This window comes from Litoribacterium kuwaitense (genome assembly GCF_011058155.1).
In the GTDB taxonomy this organism is placed as follows: Bacteria; Bacillota; Bacilli; order Bacillales; family DSM-28697; genus Litoribacterium; species Litoribacterium kuwaitense.
In genome coordinates, this window is sequence record NZ_JAALFC010000054.1 from 1 (window position 1) to 16,827 (window position 16,827).

Annotated in this window: 16 protein-coding genes and 1 pseudogene; 4 read left to right on the top strand and 13 right to left on the bottom strand. The window is 40.2% G+C overall.

The genetic code is table 11. The features are described from left to right. The first annotated feature begins 529 nt into the window (after positions 1-529). Positions 530-741: pseudogene (locus G4V62_RS17420) on the top strand (DUF4083 domain-containing protein). Here the strand turns inward: G4V62_RS17420 and G4V62_RS20095 are convergent. Further along, complete coding sequence (locus tag G4V62_RS20095) at positions 697-894, bottom strand: hypothetical protein (protein WP_246218515.1); 198 nt, start codon at positions 892-894, stop codon at positions 697-699. The pseudogene G4V62_RS17420 and the gene G4V62_RS20095 sit on opposite strands and share 45 nt — an antisense overlap. A gap of 79 nt (positions 895-973) precedes the next feature. On the opposite strand from G4V62_RS20095, the gene G4V62_RS20100 reads away from it, so the two are divergent. Further along, positions 974-1,372 carry a restriction endonuclease gene (locus G4V62_RS20100; RefSeq protein WP_246218514.1) on the top strand — a complete coding sequence of 133 codons (399 nt, stop codon included), beginning with the start codon at positions 974-976 and terminating at the stop codon, positions 1,370-1,372. Positions 1,373-1,561: 189 nt separating this feature from the next. On the opposite strand, the gene G4V62_RS17430 is transcribed toward G4V62_RS20100, so the two are convergent. The 3 genes from G4V62_RS17430 to G4V62_RS17440 all read right to left on the bottom strand — a co-directional run bounded on the left by G4V62_RS17430 (position 1,562) and on the right by G4V62_RS17440 (position 5,497). After that, a complete protein-coding gene (locus G4V62_RS17430) occupies positions 1,562-2,455 on the bottom strand; it encodes a carbohydrate ABC transporter permease (protein ID WP_165204690.1) in 894 nt (297 codons plus the stop codon). 394 nt (positions 2,456-2,849) lie between these two features. Then, positions 2,850-3,791: an ABC transporter permease gene (locus G4V62_RS17435; RefSeq protein ID WP_165204692.1), complete on the bottom strand. Its 942-nt coding sequence runs from the start codon at positions 3,789-3,791 to the stop codon at positions 2,850-2,852. A gap of 95 nt (positions 3,792-3,886) precedes the next feature. Further along, positions 3,887-5,497, bottom strand: a complete 1,611-nt coding sequence (locus G4V62_RS17440) for an extracellular solute-binding protein (RefSeq protein ID WP_165204694.1) — start codon at positions 5,495-5,497, stop codon at positions 3,887-3,889. A gap of 712 nt (positions 5,498-6,209) precedes the next feature. Here G4V62_RS17440 and G4V62_RS17445 point away from each other — a divergent pair. Both G4V62_RS17445 and G4V62_RS17450 read left to right on the top strand, forming a co-directional pair. Next, positions 6,210-6,632, top strand: a complete 423-nt coding sequence (locus G4V62_RS17445) for a hypothetical protein (protein WP_165204696.1) — start codon at positions 6,210-6,212, stop codon at positions 6,630-6,632. Positions 6,633-6,793: 161 nt separating this feature from the next. Continuing rightward, positions 6,794-8,476, top strand: coding sequence for a helix-turn-helix domain-containing protein (locus tag G4V62_RS17450; RefSeq protein ID WP_165204698.1), 1,683 nt, complete (start codon positions 6,794-6,796; stop codon positions 8,474-8,476). Between the two features lie 188 nt (positions 8,477-8,664). Here G4V62_RS17450 and G4V62_RS17455 read toward each other — a convergent pair whose 3' ends face one another. The 9 genes from G4V62_RS17455 to G4V62_RS17495 form a co-directional block, all read right to left on the bottom strand. Beyond that, on the bottom strand, positions 8,665-9,849 hold the full coding sequence (locus tag G4V62_RS17455; RefSeq protein ID WP_165204700.1) for a thiolase family protein: 1,185 nt from the start codon (positions 9,847-9,849) through the stop codon (positions 8,665-8,667). A 33-nt stretch (positions 9,850-9,882) separates the two neighbouring features. After that, entirely contained in the window at positions 9,883-10,623 is a 741-nt protein-coding gene (gene fabG / locus G4V62_RS17460; protein WP_165204702.1) for a 3-oxoacyl-ACP reductase FabG, read from the bottom strand. Between the two features lie 33 nt (positions 10,624-10,656). Further along, positions 10,657-10,755, bottom strand: coding sequence for a 3-hydroxyacyl-CoA dehydrogenase NAD-binding domain-containing protein (locus G4V62_RS17465; RefSeq protein WP_165204704.1), 99 nt, complete (start codon positions 10,753-10,755; stop codon positions 10,657-10,659). A 16-nt stretch (positions 10,756-10,771) separates the two neighbouring features. Then, a complete protein-coding gene (locus tag G4V62_RS20710; protein ID WP_165204706.1) occupies positions 10,772-12,343 on the bottom strand; it encodes an acyl CoA:acetate/3-ketoacid CoA transferase in 1,572 nt (523 codons plus the stop codon). Then, on the bottom strand, positions 12,340-13,959 hold the full coding sequence (locus G4V62_RS17475) for a class I adenylate-forming enzyme family protein (protein WP_165204708.1): 1,620 nt from the start codon (positions 13,957-13,959) through the stop codon (positions 12,340-12,342). Before G4V62_RS17475 ends, G4V62_RS20710 begins: the two co-directional genes overlap by 4 nt. A 34-nt stretch (positions 13,960-13,993) precedes the next feature. Further along, positions 13,994-14,551 carry a hypothetical protein gene (locus G4V62_RS17480; protein WP_165204709.1) on the bottom strand — a complete coding sequence of 186 codons (558 nt, stop codon included), beginning with the start codon at positions 14,549-14,551 and terminating at the stop codon, positions 13,994-13,996. Continuing rightward, the gene (locus G4V62_RS17485) at positions 14,548-16,119 is read right to left on the bottom strand and encodes a sodium:solute symporter family protein (protein ID WP_165204710.1); all 1,572 of its coding nucleotides are present in this window, start codon (positions 16,117-16,119) and stop codon (positions 14,548-14,550) included. Before G4V62_RS17485 ends, G4V62_RS17480 begins: the two co-directional genes overlap by 4 nt. A gap of 27 nt (positions 16,120-16,146) precedes the next feature. Then, on the bottom strand, positions 16,147-16,365 hold the full coding sequence (locus G4V62_RS17490) for a hypothetical protein (protein ID WP_165204711.1): 219 nt from the start codon (positions 16,363-16,365) through the stop codon (positions 16,147-16,149). Further along, positions 16,362-16,827: glycerate kinase (locus tag G4V62_RS17495; protein ID WP_165204712.1), on the bottom strand; the 466-nt coding region annotated here is incomplete at its 5' end. The genes G4V62_RS17490 and G4V62_RS17495, both read right to left, overlap by 4 nt.

Consider the following 16,827-nt stretch of genomic DNA (forward strand, 5'->3'; position numbering starts at 1 on the left):
TGGCCACAGATCGAATTAAAAAGATGAAAGCGGAACAAATGTCCAAGGCAGCGTGAATTAAAGCACGATATATTTTAAAAAACATGTAAAACACCAAGGGACTACTCTACACTTTTTTAAAAAGGGACTTATGAAATTAACTCTGATAACTGGGTATATATCAAAAAGGGGAAGGTTATGTATTACCGTTTGCACAAAGCAACTAAAATGAATATACAAATTTATCTGAAAAATGTCAAGCCATTGACATTAAAAATCGTTTACTTTGCTCGATACCCTTTAATGGATCTCTTATGTCTGGTCAAATGGTTTGTCAAGAAACATTTCATTTAAAGAATGAAGTTCTCAAACACCCCCAAGGTATGATAAATCTGGGTGCCAAGAAGGCTTTGCCTCTTCAATTGCTGTTGTTCACAATTTTCAATAGATGGTTTGTACAATCGCAGGGCATCGGTCATGCGCCATGGTTCTACACATCGATACTGCATTTAATAAACACTTATACCAAACGATGAGGAGGACTTTTGATATGGAGGCTTTCTTTCAACTCTTCGCTATCGCGTACACAGATATCATTTTTCAGCTCATTTTCATCGCCCTCATTATTTTGTTCTTTGTTTCGTTGACGTTATTTGTCGGAGATTAATGATTAATGCCTCGATAAAAAGGCAGCAAGCTGCTAACGCTGAAAAGAAATTAGATCGTATTATTGAATTGCTTGAAAAAGATAAACGTTCGTAGTTCGTGTGACATGAAGTGTTTGTGTTTTGGCACTTCACGCTTATCGATGTGCCATGAACGAATGTGGTTTGCCTTGACTTTCCCCGTCACTTTCCTCAACGCTCTTTTCCTTCCTGTCCCGCTCACCGCCATTTTTGTCCCTTCTACCGCCATTCTACTGCCTCATTCATCTATCTCTTCTATACTGACATTATTCAAATACAGTAATCGTTTATTAAGTGATCAGGAACTTATGAAGTTACCTTTAGAAGACCTGTCTTGGAGAGAATTTGAGCGGCTTTGCTATCTCTATTTTAAAGCGAGAGGCTATAAACCACAGGAGACTGCAGATGGGGCTGATGGCGGGGTGGATCTGGTGATTTACAACCGACACCATCAAGCAAAGGAAGCAATTCAAATCAAGCACTATCTTCGCTCAGGCAATCAAATTACCGTGAAAGACATCAGAGAGTTAAACTCTGCGAAGAGAAATCACGGCTGTATGCTGGCGCGGTTTATTACAACTTCAAGTTACACGAAGGATGCGCTCATCGAAGCTGACCAGTACCGTATCACTTGTCATGATATCCATTGGATCAAAAATCGGATTGAGAAGTGGCGTGCCTCGGCATTAGATAAGAAATTGGGGTAGCGTAAAATGGAAGAGCTACTAAGCTGACGCAATAAGTTTAGACAAACGATTTCAAATCAGACTTAAAATAGCGGTGAGGTTCTAACCTTTATTTAAAAGAGTGTAGAAAAAGCCTAGAAGGTCTTTGTCTACACTATGAATTCTGACTATAGCTGACTGCTCTTTAAGAATCGCCGGGATGTTCACCTGTTATTCTTTCACAGAACCAATCAAGGTGCCTTTCACAAAGTATTTCTGTAAAAATGGGTAAATGATTAACAATGGAAGGGCTGATACGATCATGACAGCATACTTCACTAGGTCAGCGGTTTTCACTTGTTCAACGAGTGATTCGGTCACTGCGCCTTCCATTGTCCCATCGCCATCGATTTCATTAATAATTAAAATTTCTCGTAATATCAGCTGAAGCGGATATTTACTCTCGTCAGAAAGATAAATGAGAGCACCAAAGTATTGATTCCACATGCTTACACCGTGAAATAAAGCCATAACTGCAATGAGGGGAGCTGAAAGCGGAAGAGCAATTCGGAAAAAAATAAACAGATCCGACGCACCATCGATCTTCCCCGCTTCAACTAACTGGTCCGGAACACTTTGTTGAAAGAATGCCCGCGCAACGAGTATAGACCATGCCCCGACACCTCCCGGAATTACGATGGACCAAATGGTATCAAGCATACCTAATGATTTAATGACAAGGTAGGTAGGAATAAGCCCCCCATTAAACAACATCGTAAATAAAATAAACCATAGTAAGAGCTTCTTGCCTTTTAAATCTTTACGAGAAAGTGCAAAAGCAGCGGGTAATAAGAGCATTAAGTGAATAGCCGTTCCAACTAATGTATAAATAACCGTATTATAATACCCTCTCCAGATCGCTTCGTTCTGAAATACTTTTTTGAATCCCTCAAAAGTAATATCGACAGGCCACAGCCACATTCTCCCTGTATTCACAGCATTCGGATCGCTGATTGAAGCGCTCATCACAAAAATTACCGGGTATGTGATGACGATGACGATCATTATTACAAAAAATACGTTTAATCGATCGAACGCCTTTTCTGAAAGGCTGCGCTTGTTCATCATGGTTTCCCTCCTCAAAAAATATTAGTAAAAGCTTATCCAGTAGAATGTTTTCGCATTAAATTTCGTGAGAAAGCTCTGTCGGTCGCAAGACATCTGTGCATCGATCATTCAGTTTTGCGCGCAGCATTCTGTTATCACGATCGGTCCAGTCTTTAGGTTTATATCTCTTTTGGAAGCCATATACTTTGATTCTTCTTTTCCTTTACACAATAAGAGATAAGAGTGATCATTGGCGCAGTCAGTCACTCCGCTCCCTTCTCTAACGCTTCGCTTGTAAGCAAAGACACCTACGCTTAGCACTTTTTTAAAAGAAGATGAATGTTGACTGTGTAATATTGGACCTGAGAAATCATCTCTGTTTTCTTTTAGAAGCTGATTTACAGCGCTTCGTCTACCACAAGCTGTGATCACTCACTTTTCGAGCCAAGTAATTGACGAATACGAGTAGAATGATATTTATCACAGAATCAAAGAGCCCGACCGCTGCTGCAAAGCTGTATTGTCCTTCCAGTAATCCTGTTTCATAGACAAAGGTCTGGATAATATCTGATGTCTCCGCATTTAAGGAGTTCTGCATCAGCAATACCTTTTCAAAGCCGACAGACATAAATTTCCCAATATTCAAAATAAACAAAATGACAACCGTAGGCAGTATTGATGGAATATTGATGTGCCAAATTCGTTGAAAGGTTGTCGCTCCATCGACTTTAGCCGCCTCGTGAAGCTCGGGGTTCACACCAGCAAGCGCTGCTAAATAGATAATCGTCCCCCAGCCTAACGATTGCCACTCGCCAGACCATACGTAGACATGACGAAACCAATCTGGACTTGTAAGAAATGGTATCGATTCTCCGCCCAAACCTTTAATAGCTAGATTAACAATCCCTGTAATTGGGTCTAAAAAAGCAACCACCATTCCTACGACAACGACGACTGAAATAAAATGTGGCGCGTATGTAAGCGTCTGTGCCCATTTTTTAAAGGCACTGTTTTTCAATTCGTTAAGCATTAACGCAAAAATGATCGGCAGTGGAAATAAGAGTAATTGATATAAATTAATTAAAATTGTATTTTTTAACAGCCTCCAAAAGTAATAGGAGTCAAAAAATCGTTCGAAATGGGCAAAACCGATCCAAGGACTGCCCATAATCCCCATGTTGGCGTAAAAATCTTTAAAGGCAATTTGAATGCCATACATCGGTACATAATGAAAGATCATAAAAAAGAGCAGCGCCGGCGATAATAGTAAATACAGTTGCCAATTTTTCTTCATACTTTTCCACGTTGTTTTTAAACGTGGACTCTTTACCGTCTGATTTACCGTTTGTGCCATCCAACATTCCCCTTTTTCCAAAAAATATGGACGGAGAAGAAGTCGTATTTCTCCGTCCTTATATTTCTCACGATGACAATCAAAAAGTGGGCAAATTAGGCATCTTTTAAGCGCTTATAAGCTGCTTCTTGAATATCCATATACTCTTCTAAGCCCATTTCTTCTAAAGTCTGTACGTAGTTGTCCCATTCTGAAAATGGGATGTCCCCAACAATAAACTTATCTCTCATTTCAGGAATAAACTTGTGTATATCGCTTCCTTTACTGTCGAGCACTCTGTTTTCTTCTTCTGTAAAAATAAACTCTGGCCAAATCTCTTCTATGATATGGGGCTCTAACTTTTTGACAGCTTCCTGAGACATCTCCGTGTTTTCTGAACCGTTGAAATAGGACTCTTTAACGAGAGCAGGGTAAAAGCCGCCTGGGAACGTCAAATATTCAGCGATCGCCTGTTCAAAAGTTAATCCGTCAGGGTTATCTTTAATTTCATCCACATAGTCCAACGAGCCATCCTCTTTTTCTTCAAAGGTTTTTCCTTCAATACCCATGAAGAATAACTTAGCACCTTCTTCTCCGTAAAAGTGATCTACCCAACGAACCGTGGCTTCTGGATGCTCATTTGCACTTGTTATGACAAAAGCACCTGGCCGCATTACAGGTGACGTAATGCGAGCATAAGACTTATCACCGAATGGTCCCTCTAAAGCATGGGCACCGGTATACTTTTCACCAATCTCTCCAAAAAGCATATCTGGGCTATGGTATACAGTACTGCCATACAACCCGTTAGAGCCATTAGCTAAAAATTGATTGTTTTCAATGGTAAATATATTTTCTTCAATCAAGCCTTCTTGATACAGCTGACTGATAAATTGCAGCATTTCCTTATATTCATCGGATGTAGGAATGAAACGCAATTCGTTGCTACTTGGATCAACATCAACATAAGCATGTCTTGCCCCTCTGTTTTGCAGCCCATATGCTCCATTTAACCAAGCAACGATTCGATCTATCGACGTGCCTCCAAAAGGAATTTCATCTGCTTTGTTATTGCCGTTGAGATCCGTTTCCTTCACTGCTTTTAAGTACTGGTAGAACTCATCGACGGTTTCTGGCATTTCCATATCCAATGCTTTTAACCAATCTTCTCTAATCCACGGCCTTGCCCCGATAAGGACTGAAGTAAATTCTGGTTCAAATAAATACGGAAACGCATAGATATTTCCATCTGGCATCGTAATCGATTTTTTGATTTCGGGATACTCTGTAAATATTTTCTTCAAGTTTGGCGCATAATTGTCAATCAGGTCATTTAAAGGAACAAATGTGCCTTGTTTTCCGTATTTTTGTAAATCACCAAACGATATGCTCGTAGAATGAAATGCATCCGGTAGTGACCCACTCGCTAAAGCAAGGTTCCGTTTTTCCGCCATTCCTTGCGCAGGTACCATCTCCCATTCGATATCGATGTTCGTCATTTTTTCGTACTCATTGTAAAGTAGTACATCATTCCAATCGTCAGCTGTATTCGGTGATTTATTGGCAAAGAAATTTAGTGTAATTGGTTCTTCCACTATGGGCATGCCTGTTTTACTAACATTTTCTGCTGACTTCTTTGCTTCTGCCTCTTGATTTGCTTCATTACTGTTACAAGCGACTAGCATCATTGCAGATATGATGGCAATGATCAATAGCTTCCCTTTCATCATTTACTCCCCCTTTATGGTTTCTAAGTGAACATTCTCCCTTGGTTCCCCTACCTGTTCCAGAAAACGAGCCAATTGGTTTTGGCATTTGTTGGCTGATCTAAAAATTTTTCAAAAACGATATCGATCTTTATTAAGCTAGCTATAGCTATTCGCATTTAATAGGTATAAACAACGCTAAGGATTGCCAAGTGAATCGCTTACCTGTTCCCTCCGATCATATAGATAAGGATCTCTTTTTTGATTTGGTTAAAATGGCGATCACCCTTTCACATTTAAATAGCAAGCTCATTTCATTTTTATCACACGACATGAAAATGACATATATGTGGATTTATACGATATGTCGTTTTTAACTACCAATTGGCGTTTTTTAATGCAAATACTAACTGTAAAAGGCGCCAGGACCACCTTTCACTTACACCTTAAATTCATAATTTCTACATAATGATGTGCACATTTCAATCTGATAGATTTCCAGACTTCATGAAAAAAACATTTGGCTTGGATTGATATATATGTTAAATCGATGTATAATTCAGTGGACACGCATAAAGTTCTGAATATTGAATAATTTATAAGTCATTTGTAAAGCCGATCTAAATTCTTTGTTAAAAATGATTGTTCTAAATGGATCGTTGAACAATATACGCTATAGTGGGAGCAGCAAGGTAAGATTCAGAGCTGTGCGCATGGAGAGGGGGGGCATAAAATGCGACTAAAGAATGGTGAAAAGACACGTTTGTTTTACAAATATTTCTTTTCTTATGCAATGATCTTTTTCATTCCATTTATCACCATTAGCTTTTTTGTTTATAACGAAGCGACTAAAATTATCAAAAAAGAAATTGTTGCCTCCAACATGAGCAAACTGGAACAAGTAAAAGATATTTCAGATACTAGAATTAAGGATATGAAAAGCATCGCTACGAGTATTGCGATTGATCGTAATATGTCTGCTTTTATGCTTAGGCGACCTTATGAAAGCAAACTAGCCATTCAGCAATTAATTTCATACGATACGAACAATTCTAGTATTAACGGTTTATTTTATATATGGATAACCTTCCATATATTTATACGTCGAGCGGTACAGCGACCTTTGATACATATGCACAAAGATCATTTGGCTTAAACAAAAAAGAAGCGAACGATTTAAAATATGCTGTTCAGGAAAGCAACGCACCCGTCTTTGTAAAGCACCCACTTTCATCAGCTGACGAACAGATCGTTTCTTACATTTATCCAATAGCAAAAGGAAGCAAGTCTTCGACCGGAAGAAAAGTCGTTTTTTTAATGAAGGAAAAATCCTATCAACATCTAGTGCAGCATGTTTTGGGGGATTTCAGCGGCGCTAATTATATTTTCGATCCCAGTGGTCAATTGATTACGGCGTCTAAAAATCGCTTGCCAGTTACTGCGGCGGAAATAAAACAATTGGCTGATGAGGGTCAAGAAGAAGTCATTCATCAAAAAATCGCAGGTGAAAATTACTCCATTACCCATATACGTTCAGATATAACAGGCTGGACCTTTATTTCCGCTATGCCGACAAAACAATTTTTCGGGAAATTGAATGCTTTACAACAAACCATTCTGTACATTTTAGTTGCAATCGCATTGATAGGAATCACCATGATAACAATCGTGAGCAGTCGACAATATAAGCCTTTACAAAATCTAGTAAATCTCTTAAAAACAAGACAAGTGATTGATGCCAATCATTTAGCTCGACATCCTAAAGATGAACTTACCAGCCTCCGTGAATCGATTTTGTACATGTCAGACCGGAGTGAGAAGCTGCATCTAAAAGTAGAACATCAAGCGCCTTATGTAAGAGACCAACTATTGTTACAGCTATTAAGAGGTCATGGGGAAAATAGAACCGATTTAATCGAGATGTTGTCTGATATTGGTGTCGTATTTAATAAAAGGTATGTATTTGTCATACTTATTACCAAACAAGAAGACGACGCTTCTCTATCCTTAGAACAAAAACCTTTATATACGACATTAAAAAAATTCACATTCGAAAATTGTATTGGATATGGCTTAGACCTTCCAGACGATAACGGTTTCAGTCTGATTGTGAATATAGAAAATGAAGCGGATCAACGCCATTTTGTGAGTGGTATCGTTGAACAATTAGAGGATATGATCGACGAAAACGATGGCGGTTTTTCCATCGGCGTTGGGCAGGTTTATACAGAATTAGGCAAAGTGAACCGCTCTTTTGTCGAGGCAACGGCTGCAACGGAATATGCGCTGATCACCAATCAAGGAAGCTGTATTTACTTTGAACAAATTGTCCAGCAAACCAATACCAACACTTGGTTTCCCCTGAACTTGCAAGTCAAGCTTTCGCAAAGTTTAAAACAAGGGGATTATATCGTTGCAAGCGAGACAATCAATGAGATTTTACATTACACCGTCTCTATTAGAGCTTCGATTTATATGACGAAAGCAATGACATACGATTTAATCAATACGATGTTAAAAGTCATTGCTGAAAAAAATCTCCTATACGATGTGACTGATATTAAAGAGCTTTTTAAATCCCAGTCACTTGACGAATTGTCCGAGGCACTTGATCATGTCGCCATCTTCATATGTAAAGAAGTGAATCAAAAAAAGCGCAAACAGTTAAATCAGCTAAACCACCAGTTAATGGATTACTTGCAAAAAGAATTTGCTAATCCAGAATTAAGCTTAGAAAAACTAGCGGACTATTTAAATTTATCTGTTCCGTATGCCAGTCGCTTCATTAAAGAGCAAACAGGGTATACATTCACGCAAATTATTTGGGATCTGAGAATGAAAGAATGCAAGCGACTTTTAGTACACACCTCTGCTCCAATTAAAGACATCGTCAAGCAAATAGGCTATGTTGATGTGGCTAATTTCAGTAGAAAATTCAAAAAGGAAGTCGGCATGACCCCTAGTCAATTTCGAAAAAAACAAATGGATGCTGCTCTATAATTTTCTCACTTGCAGGGTTGCGTGGTTTTCCTGCTCCTTTTAGCAGTTCGCCTTATACCATACCTATCTCCATGACATACCATGTTAATTTACTCCTTTAGAATTAGCTATGATGAAGTGACTTGCTACACTAAACAAATAAACAACGACACTGAGTTCATTCAGTTCGTTGTTTATTCTTTTCTTTCCTATCTTTCAAACAAAGCGGAAATGCCTTGTCCTCCGCCTATGCACATGGTCACGATACCGCTCTTCAGATTTGCCCGCTCCATTTCGTACATGAGTTTCACAGTTAAAATCGTGCCTGTTGCGCCTACAGGATGACCAAGGCTGATCGCGCCACCGTTCACGTTGACTTTGTCTTCATCGATGCCTAGGTCGCGCCTGACTGCATAAGCTTGGGATGCGAATGCTTCGTTAATCTCAAAGATGTCTACGTCTTTCAAGTTGACATTTAGTTTTTGCGCCAGCAGTTCAGTAGACATTTTTGGCGCATAACCCATAACATCAGGGCTATTTCCGGCGACTGCGTAGCCCTTCATTATTAACTTTGGCTTGATTCCTAATTCTTCGGCTTTTTCTTTAGACATTAGTACTATTGCCGCGGCGCCGTCGTTGATGCCTGAGGCGTTCGCGGCGGTGACTGTGCCCTCCTCCTTAAACGCTGGTTTCATTTTTGCTAGTTTTTCGATCGTTAATCCTTCACGGGGGTGCTCATCGGTGTCAATAACGTGAATGTTCCCTTTTTTATCTTTGACTTCGATGGGGACAATTTGTTGTTTAAAGCGGCCTTCTTTTATGGCCTGTATCGCTTTTCTTTGGCTCTCTAGAGAAAATTCATCTTGTTCAGATCGGGAAACGTTATATTTTTCGGCAACGTTTTCGGCGGTTACGCCGTTATGATATGGACCTTCAGGCCAGGTGAGCATTGTCAATAAACCGTCCTCTTTCACCCCATGCCCCATTTTATAACCGAAGCGAGCGCCTTTATCATAATACGGCAATTGGGACATGTTCTCTGTTCCACAAGCGACAACAACATCCGCATTCCCTGTTTGAATTTCTAGCATGCCGTCCACGAGTGATTGTAAGCCTGATCCACATTGTCTGTTCACCGAATAAGCAGTCGTTTCTTCAGGCAATCCTGCTTTTAGTGAAACGACTCTGCCAATAAACCCGTTTTCAGCAATTTGTCCAACATTTCCTACAATTAATTCGTCGACAAGTTCTGGGGATACGTCTGATCTTTGCAGCGCTGCTTTGACAGCATAAGCGGCTAGGTCAGTGGGGTGTACATCTTTTAAGCCTCCGCCGAACGCGCCGATTGGTGTTCTAGCACCTGCGACAAGAACGACTTCTTTTAAATGATCCAATGCTTAAACCTCATTTCTTTTTTTAGTTAAATACTAAAGAACCATGCCACCGCCAACGTTAATGACTTCTCCTGTTACATACGATGCTTCATCTGACGCCAAGAATGCGACGACGTTGCCAACATCCGAAGGGCTTCCCGCTCGTCCCATTGGAATTTTGGCAACCATTTGATCCCATACTTTGTCTGGAACGCCTCTAGTCATATCTGTGTCAATAAACCCAGGGCAAATCGCATTACAAGTAATGCCTTTTGTCGCGTTTTCTCTCGCGGCTGTTTTTGTTAGTCCGACCACCCCAGCTTTTGAGGCAGCATAATTCGCCTGTCCGAAGTTGCCTAGCCAGCTCGCTGATGAAATAGAAATGACTCTGCCGTATTGCTTCTCGCGCATGATCTTAATTGCTTCCTGTGTACAATGAAATGTCCCTGTCAGGTTAACGTCGATGACTTGCCGCCATTGCTCGATCGACATTTTATGGAGAGTAACATCTCGATTAATTCCGGCATTGTTGACTAAAATATCGATGGTTCCAAACTCTTGAATGAGCCCTGTAAATAATTGACTCACTTCATCATGGTCAGCTATATTTGCTGGGAAGGCGCTTGCTTGGTAGTCTTGTTCTGTAAACTCGGCAACAACTTTCTGGCACTCTTCTTCATTAAGGTCGACAATGATCACGTGCGCCCCTTCTTGGCATAGCTTTTCGGCAATGCCTCTTCCTAAGCCTCTGGCGGCACCTGTCACTACTGCGATTTTCTTGGATAGTCGTCCCATCTGTAATCCTCCTAAGCCCTACTTTGGTTAGAACTAAATTTTCTCACCTATGTCAGCCTCAGCCAACACTTGCGTAATTCCAGTGCCCATTAAACCAGCACCAATCACTGCAGTTTTATTGATTTGCTTCATCATCCTCAGCCTTTGCTTATAAAATCATGTCCTTAAGCCCAAATTTCCCTTCAGAGAAAAGTCTTGTATCCATTAATTTTACGTCTTCACTGATGAGGGGGCGAAACGCCATCTGGTCTAAAATATCTTCTTCCAAATCGACCCCAGGGGCAATTTCTATCAGCATGACACCTTCTTTCACTAGCTTGAAAACCGCTCTTTCTGTAACAAAATAGACTTCCTGTCCTTTTTCTCTTGCCAATTTGCCGTTAAACGAAATCTGTGAGACTGTCGAAACCATTTTCTTTATTGTGCCATGTTGTTCTATATGGACTTGATTGTTTTCAAAGCTGACTTTAGTGCCGCCCGTGCTAAATGTGGCACAAAACACAACTTTTTTAGCGTTTTGCGTAATGTCAATGAAGCCACCAGCGCCTGTACATAAATGGCCCATTTTCGTCGCATTGACGTTCCCTTCACGATCAAGTTCACCTGCGCCCATAAACGTAACATCGACACCAGCACCGTTATAATAATCCATTTGTTGATCGTGGGAGATCATTGCATACACATTCTGGCCAATGCCAAAATCGACCCCACCCGCCTGAACACCGCCATAGATTCCTGATTCAACTGTGATCATACATTGATCGGAAACGTTTTCTTCATTTGCGATATTGCCTATGACATCATTGGGAATGCCTGTACCTAAATTAATGACGTCGCCTTTTTGTATTTCCAACATTGCTCTGCGGCCTATAAATTTCCGAATGTTTAAATCTAGTGGTTGAACTGAACTAGATGGTGCTCTTAGGTCACCAGAATAAGAGGGATCATAATACCATGACGATGTTTGCCTATGATCATGAATAGGGTCTTCACAAATGACAATTGCATCTACAAACACGCCCGGTACGACAACGCTTTTCGGGTGAAGGCTTCCTGCTTTCGCAGTGCGCTTTACTTGCACGATCACCTTACCACCAAACCGCTTCGTCGCTAGTACGGCTGGCAACACTTCTAGTTTCATCGCTTCTTCTTCCATTGAAATATTGCCCATCTCATCTGCGGTTGTTCCACGAATGATACAAACATCTAAAGGAATTTTTTTATAGAACATATATTCTTCATTGTCGTATTCCATGATTTCAGAGATGTCCTCTAGTTCCCTTGTCCGCTCATTCATTTTTCCACCTTCCACTCTTGGGTCAATGAAGGTACCTAAACCAACTTTACTCATTTTCCCAGGAAGACCGCACGCCATCGACCGATAGAGCTGAGCAATTTGCCCTTGTGGCAGGCAATAAGCGTCTACTTTATTATTAGTAATCATGTCCATCCATTTTGGTTGCAGCCCCCAGTGGGACCCGATCAGTTTGGTTACTAAGCCTTCATGAGCAAAGTGCTGAATGCCGTTTTGTCGATCGCTTTGGCCTGCCGAGTGAACTAAGGTTAAATCTCTAGGGTGACCATCTTCCAAAAAGCTACGCTCAATTTTCTTTAAGATAGTTTCTGCAGCACTAGCAAGTGTCATTCCTACTGTTGTAATTGTATCGCCGTCGTTAATAAGTCTAGGAATTTCATCAACCGTTATAAATGGATTGCTCACTCTGTTCCCCCTCCCTGCTCAACTATGATTCTGAGCTTCTTTTTATCTATTTTTCCATTAGGTGTTTTACATATGTCCTTGACGATGTAGTAGTCTTCTGGAATTTTATAACTAGCCAATTGATATTTTAGTGCTCTTTTTATTTGTGTTCCATTCATTTGATAACCTTTTTTTAAGGAAAGCATTGCAATGGGAATCTCACCATAAACATCATGTGAAATCCCGATGACAGCTACTTCACGAATGCCCTCGATTTGATAGATCGCGTTTTCAACTTCATAGCTGAAAATTTTTTCGCCACCCCTGTTGATCATGTCTTTCATTCGGTCTTTAATAAACAAATACCCTGCTTGACTGATGTAGCCAATATCTCCTGTTTTTAACCAATGATCTTTTGTAAAGAGGTTTGTTTTTTGCTGGTAATATTCACGAATGACATTTGGGCCTTTCACGTAAATTTCTCCAATTTGATCAAAACCGTTATCATTTCCTTCATGGTCGACGATTTTGACATCCATTCCTGGAATAGGATGTCCAGATGAACCAATCCATTGACTCTCAGAAGCATCCTGAGGGAAGATCGTTGCTGGCGACGTAGTTTCTGTTAAACCATATATCGTTCTAAAGGACATTTTTGGTAACCATCGTTTTAATTCTTTGATCTTATGAATAGGCATATTGCCACTTCCACATGCCAGAGTTTTCAAATAAGGCAGTTGAGAATATTTATATTTATTATTTAGCATGAGTGTAAAGATGGTAGGTGAAGCATGATAAAAAGTAATGTTATACTTTTTAAGTTCTTCTAACAGCCGATCTACTTTAAAAATTCTTTGCAGATAAACTTTACCTTTCGTTAGTAAAAATAAAGAGAGCGTAGCGATTAAGCCGGTGACATTATACATCGGTATCGCTAAAATCGTGGAATCGTGCTCGTCGATCTCAAGCGTGTGTCTGTACGCATGGATCGCGTGTTGAATATTGATATTTCGGATGACAGCACCTTTACTCTCTGATGTCGTCCCCGAAGTAAACATAATGATCGCGGGATCTTCTAACGACACATTGCTTTGTGGTAGTATTCGCTGCTTTTCAACATCCAAATGTGCCAAGCCGTAGCCGCAGTCCCCGTGCGGATGACTCACAATGATCGGAATCTTCTTTTGATCATTTTCCAACCAAGAAGCAAATTGTCTATCAGCAATGACCAGATCACAGTCACTTTTTTCAATAAGTGACCTTATTTCCGGCTCTTTGTATTTCACTGGATAGGGGATCATAATTGCCCCAAGCTTTTGCGCAGCAAGAAAGGAAATGACAAATTCTACTGAATTAAACAGTAGTACGCCGATATGCTTTCCTTTTGTCACGTTATGACGGCCATATAAGTGTGCTGCTAAACGATCCGTCAAATAGAGCAATTCCTTATAGGTATAAGAAGTGCCACAGTCATCTACTACACCGACTTTGTCAGGAGAATGAGCTACATGATCATGAAGAACGTTGTACATGTTACTTTTCATCCCCTTAAAAGTCGTACACGTTCCATTGCCTAATGACAATGCTGTCGTTTTTTCTTGCACCAGTGAGCTCCAAAAGTCATTACCTGAAATCAAGCTGACACCTCCTATACCCATTCATTTGTGTTGTTTAGCTGATTTTAGTTTGCTGGCTTTTTACAGATGAATCCGTTAGCGTTTCATGCAATGAATGTAAGATTTGCAAGTAGAAGTCTTTGTCTTTTATTAAAACTTTTCCATGTGTTGTAATGGATGCAACAATCATCCTCTTCGTTTCTTGAGAATAGAACATACATTGTAATACAGTGAGCCGTTCGTCTTTACCGAACATCCGATAGAGGCTATGGTTCGAGATGCACTCATTTTCTAAGATAAAAGCGTCGTTTCCATTTAGATGTATCTTTGTTTTATCGACTAGGCGATACCGTTCTTTATTACGACTTTTCTTTTCATTCTTTTTAAATTCTTTTTCTAATTCTAATACGTAATCGTCAACTGCTATATCGTCCTTCATCATTGCCCACCGAATTGCTAAAGACGCTGCTGCTGTCTTTCCTTTTGTCATGTGATCGATTTTTACAAAACCTTCATTAAACGTGAACGTTTTATTTGGATTCACAATGATTTGCCAATCTCTCGGATGGTTAATTCCAATCCCATAAACGTTGAATGGTACATTATTATTCATCCTTTAAAATCCTTTCGTTCATTAAGTGAAGACAATGCATGATCGACAGAATTGTTTACTGCCGTCCCTGAATAAATGATAGAATCGATTCTCGTAATGTACCGGTCAATGACATGAGCAGGTGCTTTCGTTACATAACTCACAGCTACATAGGAAACCGTATTGGCGAGCAACGCCCACACTAATGCTGAAAAACCTAATGGCGCTGGAATAAAGAAAGTAAAGACTGTCGTCACGATTAAACCTAAGATTGTCCCCGTATATGCAGCCTCTTTTGTTCCTCTTTTCCAGAACAGTCCAAACACTGTTGCTGGCAAGATTTGCGCAAAGAAAGGTGAAGATAAACTATACGCATAATCGACAATATAGGCAGGTCTGCTTGCGACAATGATTAAAATGAGCACCATTAAAATAACGAGTAAAATTCTTCCGAAAGTAACGACTCTTTGTGGGTCCACGCTTTTCCCTTTTAACTCAAAAGCGTGATGAACGAAAATATCTCGTGATCCCATCGCGCTGGCGGATAACAGAAGTGAGTCTGCCGTCGATACGCCAAAAGCAAATAAACATAAAAGTGACAAGAAGGAAATAATAGGTGGTGCGTAATCTGTAGATAATATCGAGACGATACTGTCTGTATTTGTAACACCCGACCCTAAAATGGCTGGAGCCAGTATCGTTCCAATGATGACGATGAAAAAATAGACAAACAGATAAGAAATCGGTAATGCCCATGACATCATTTTGAATGTCTCTTTATTTGCCGTCACATACATTCTCATGAAAATATGCGGCCAAACCACCGTAGCAACGGCAGCTGTTAATACAGTGGATAATGAACCTTGCCAATTAAATGTTCCATTTGGCCCAGGGTGAGATAATAATGGGGCAAGCTCTGGATCATCCATAATGATATTAACTGCTTCCGCCAAACCACCATTAGGAAAATACGTTAAGGTTAAGTAAGTGACTAACACAATAAGCGTGCCGATTCCTAAAACAAAGTGAAAAGCATCCATCCAAGCAACAGACTTCATCCCGCCGCCAATAATATGTAAAGAAACGACAATCGTCGCGAGCGCCACCGCAGGAAGATAACTCATGAATCCATGAGTCGTAACGGAAACCGCATCACCAATGGCAATAAGCTGCATAGCTACATATGGAAGAATAAATAGTATCAATACAATTGCTACCAACAATCCGTACCCTTCTGAATCGTATCTTGATCGAAGGTAATCAACAGGTGTCAGGAACCCGTATTCCTTTCCTAAGATCCAGATCCGATAACCAATGACAACAAAAAGTAGTCCTGCCACCATCCCTCCAGTATTTGCGAAAAAGCCGATGCCGTCTCGGTATAGTGCAGCAGGAGCACCATAAAATGCTAATGCTGAGAATACAGAAATTGCTGTCGTCGCTAATAATACAAATGGATTCACGCCTCGATCGGCAGTAAAGAATGATTCTGAAGACTTACTCGTTTCTTTAAAGGATCGAAATCCGTGATATACGAGTACGCCCGAATACAACAATATTCCAACAACAATCAGTTGATCGACACCCATGCCTTCACCCCCCACAATCTGTTTATTTTATTGTTGATACTTCACATTCGTTTGCGCTTTGAAAAAATGATGATAATATAGCCACCAGACAAATGCGGCGATTAACGGTGTGGAGAACATTAAAAACATCTGTAAAGGCATCCAACCAAAGATCAATGGATTAGGCATATATGGGATTAAAATCCAATTGAAGAAAAAATAAACACTATTAAATATAATGAACAGAACTTTATTTGTTCGACTCATATGCTGGTTTCCTCCTTCACTCCATACTTAACCTCTCTTAACAAATAAGACCGAATTGCTTTTTCGCCTGCATTCTCTGTTAAAAGCGCCACGCTTCCCATTGCAGTGTCTATGTCCATTGGTTCATTAATGATGTCAATGACTAAATCAATACCATTGTGGTAAACCTCATGAATGCGCTCACCTTCACACCCTACAATGGCAATGACAGGGATATGATGTTTCTTTGCTATTTTTGAAACACCGATTGGAGCTTTCCCTTGAACGGATTGAGAATCCATCCTCCCCTCACCAGTGATGACTAAATCCGTATTTAGCAAATATTTTTCAATATCAATGATTTCGATGATCTTATCGATTCCAGATTGGATGTCTGCGCCGCAAAATGCTTTAAGCCCTGCCCCTAATCCCCCAGCAGCCCCAGCTCCAGGGACATCCATAATCTGTATACCTAAATTTTTT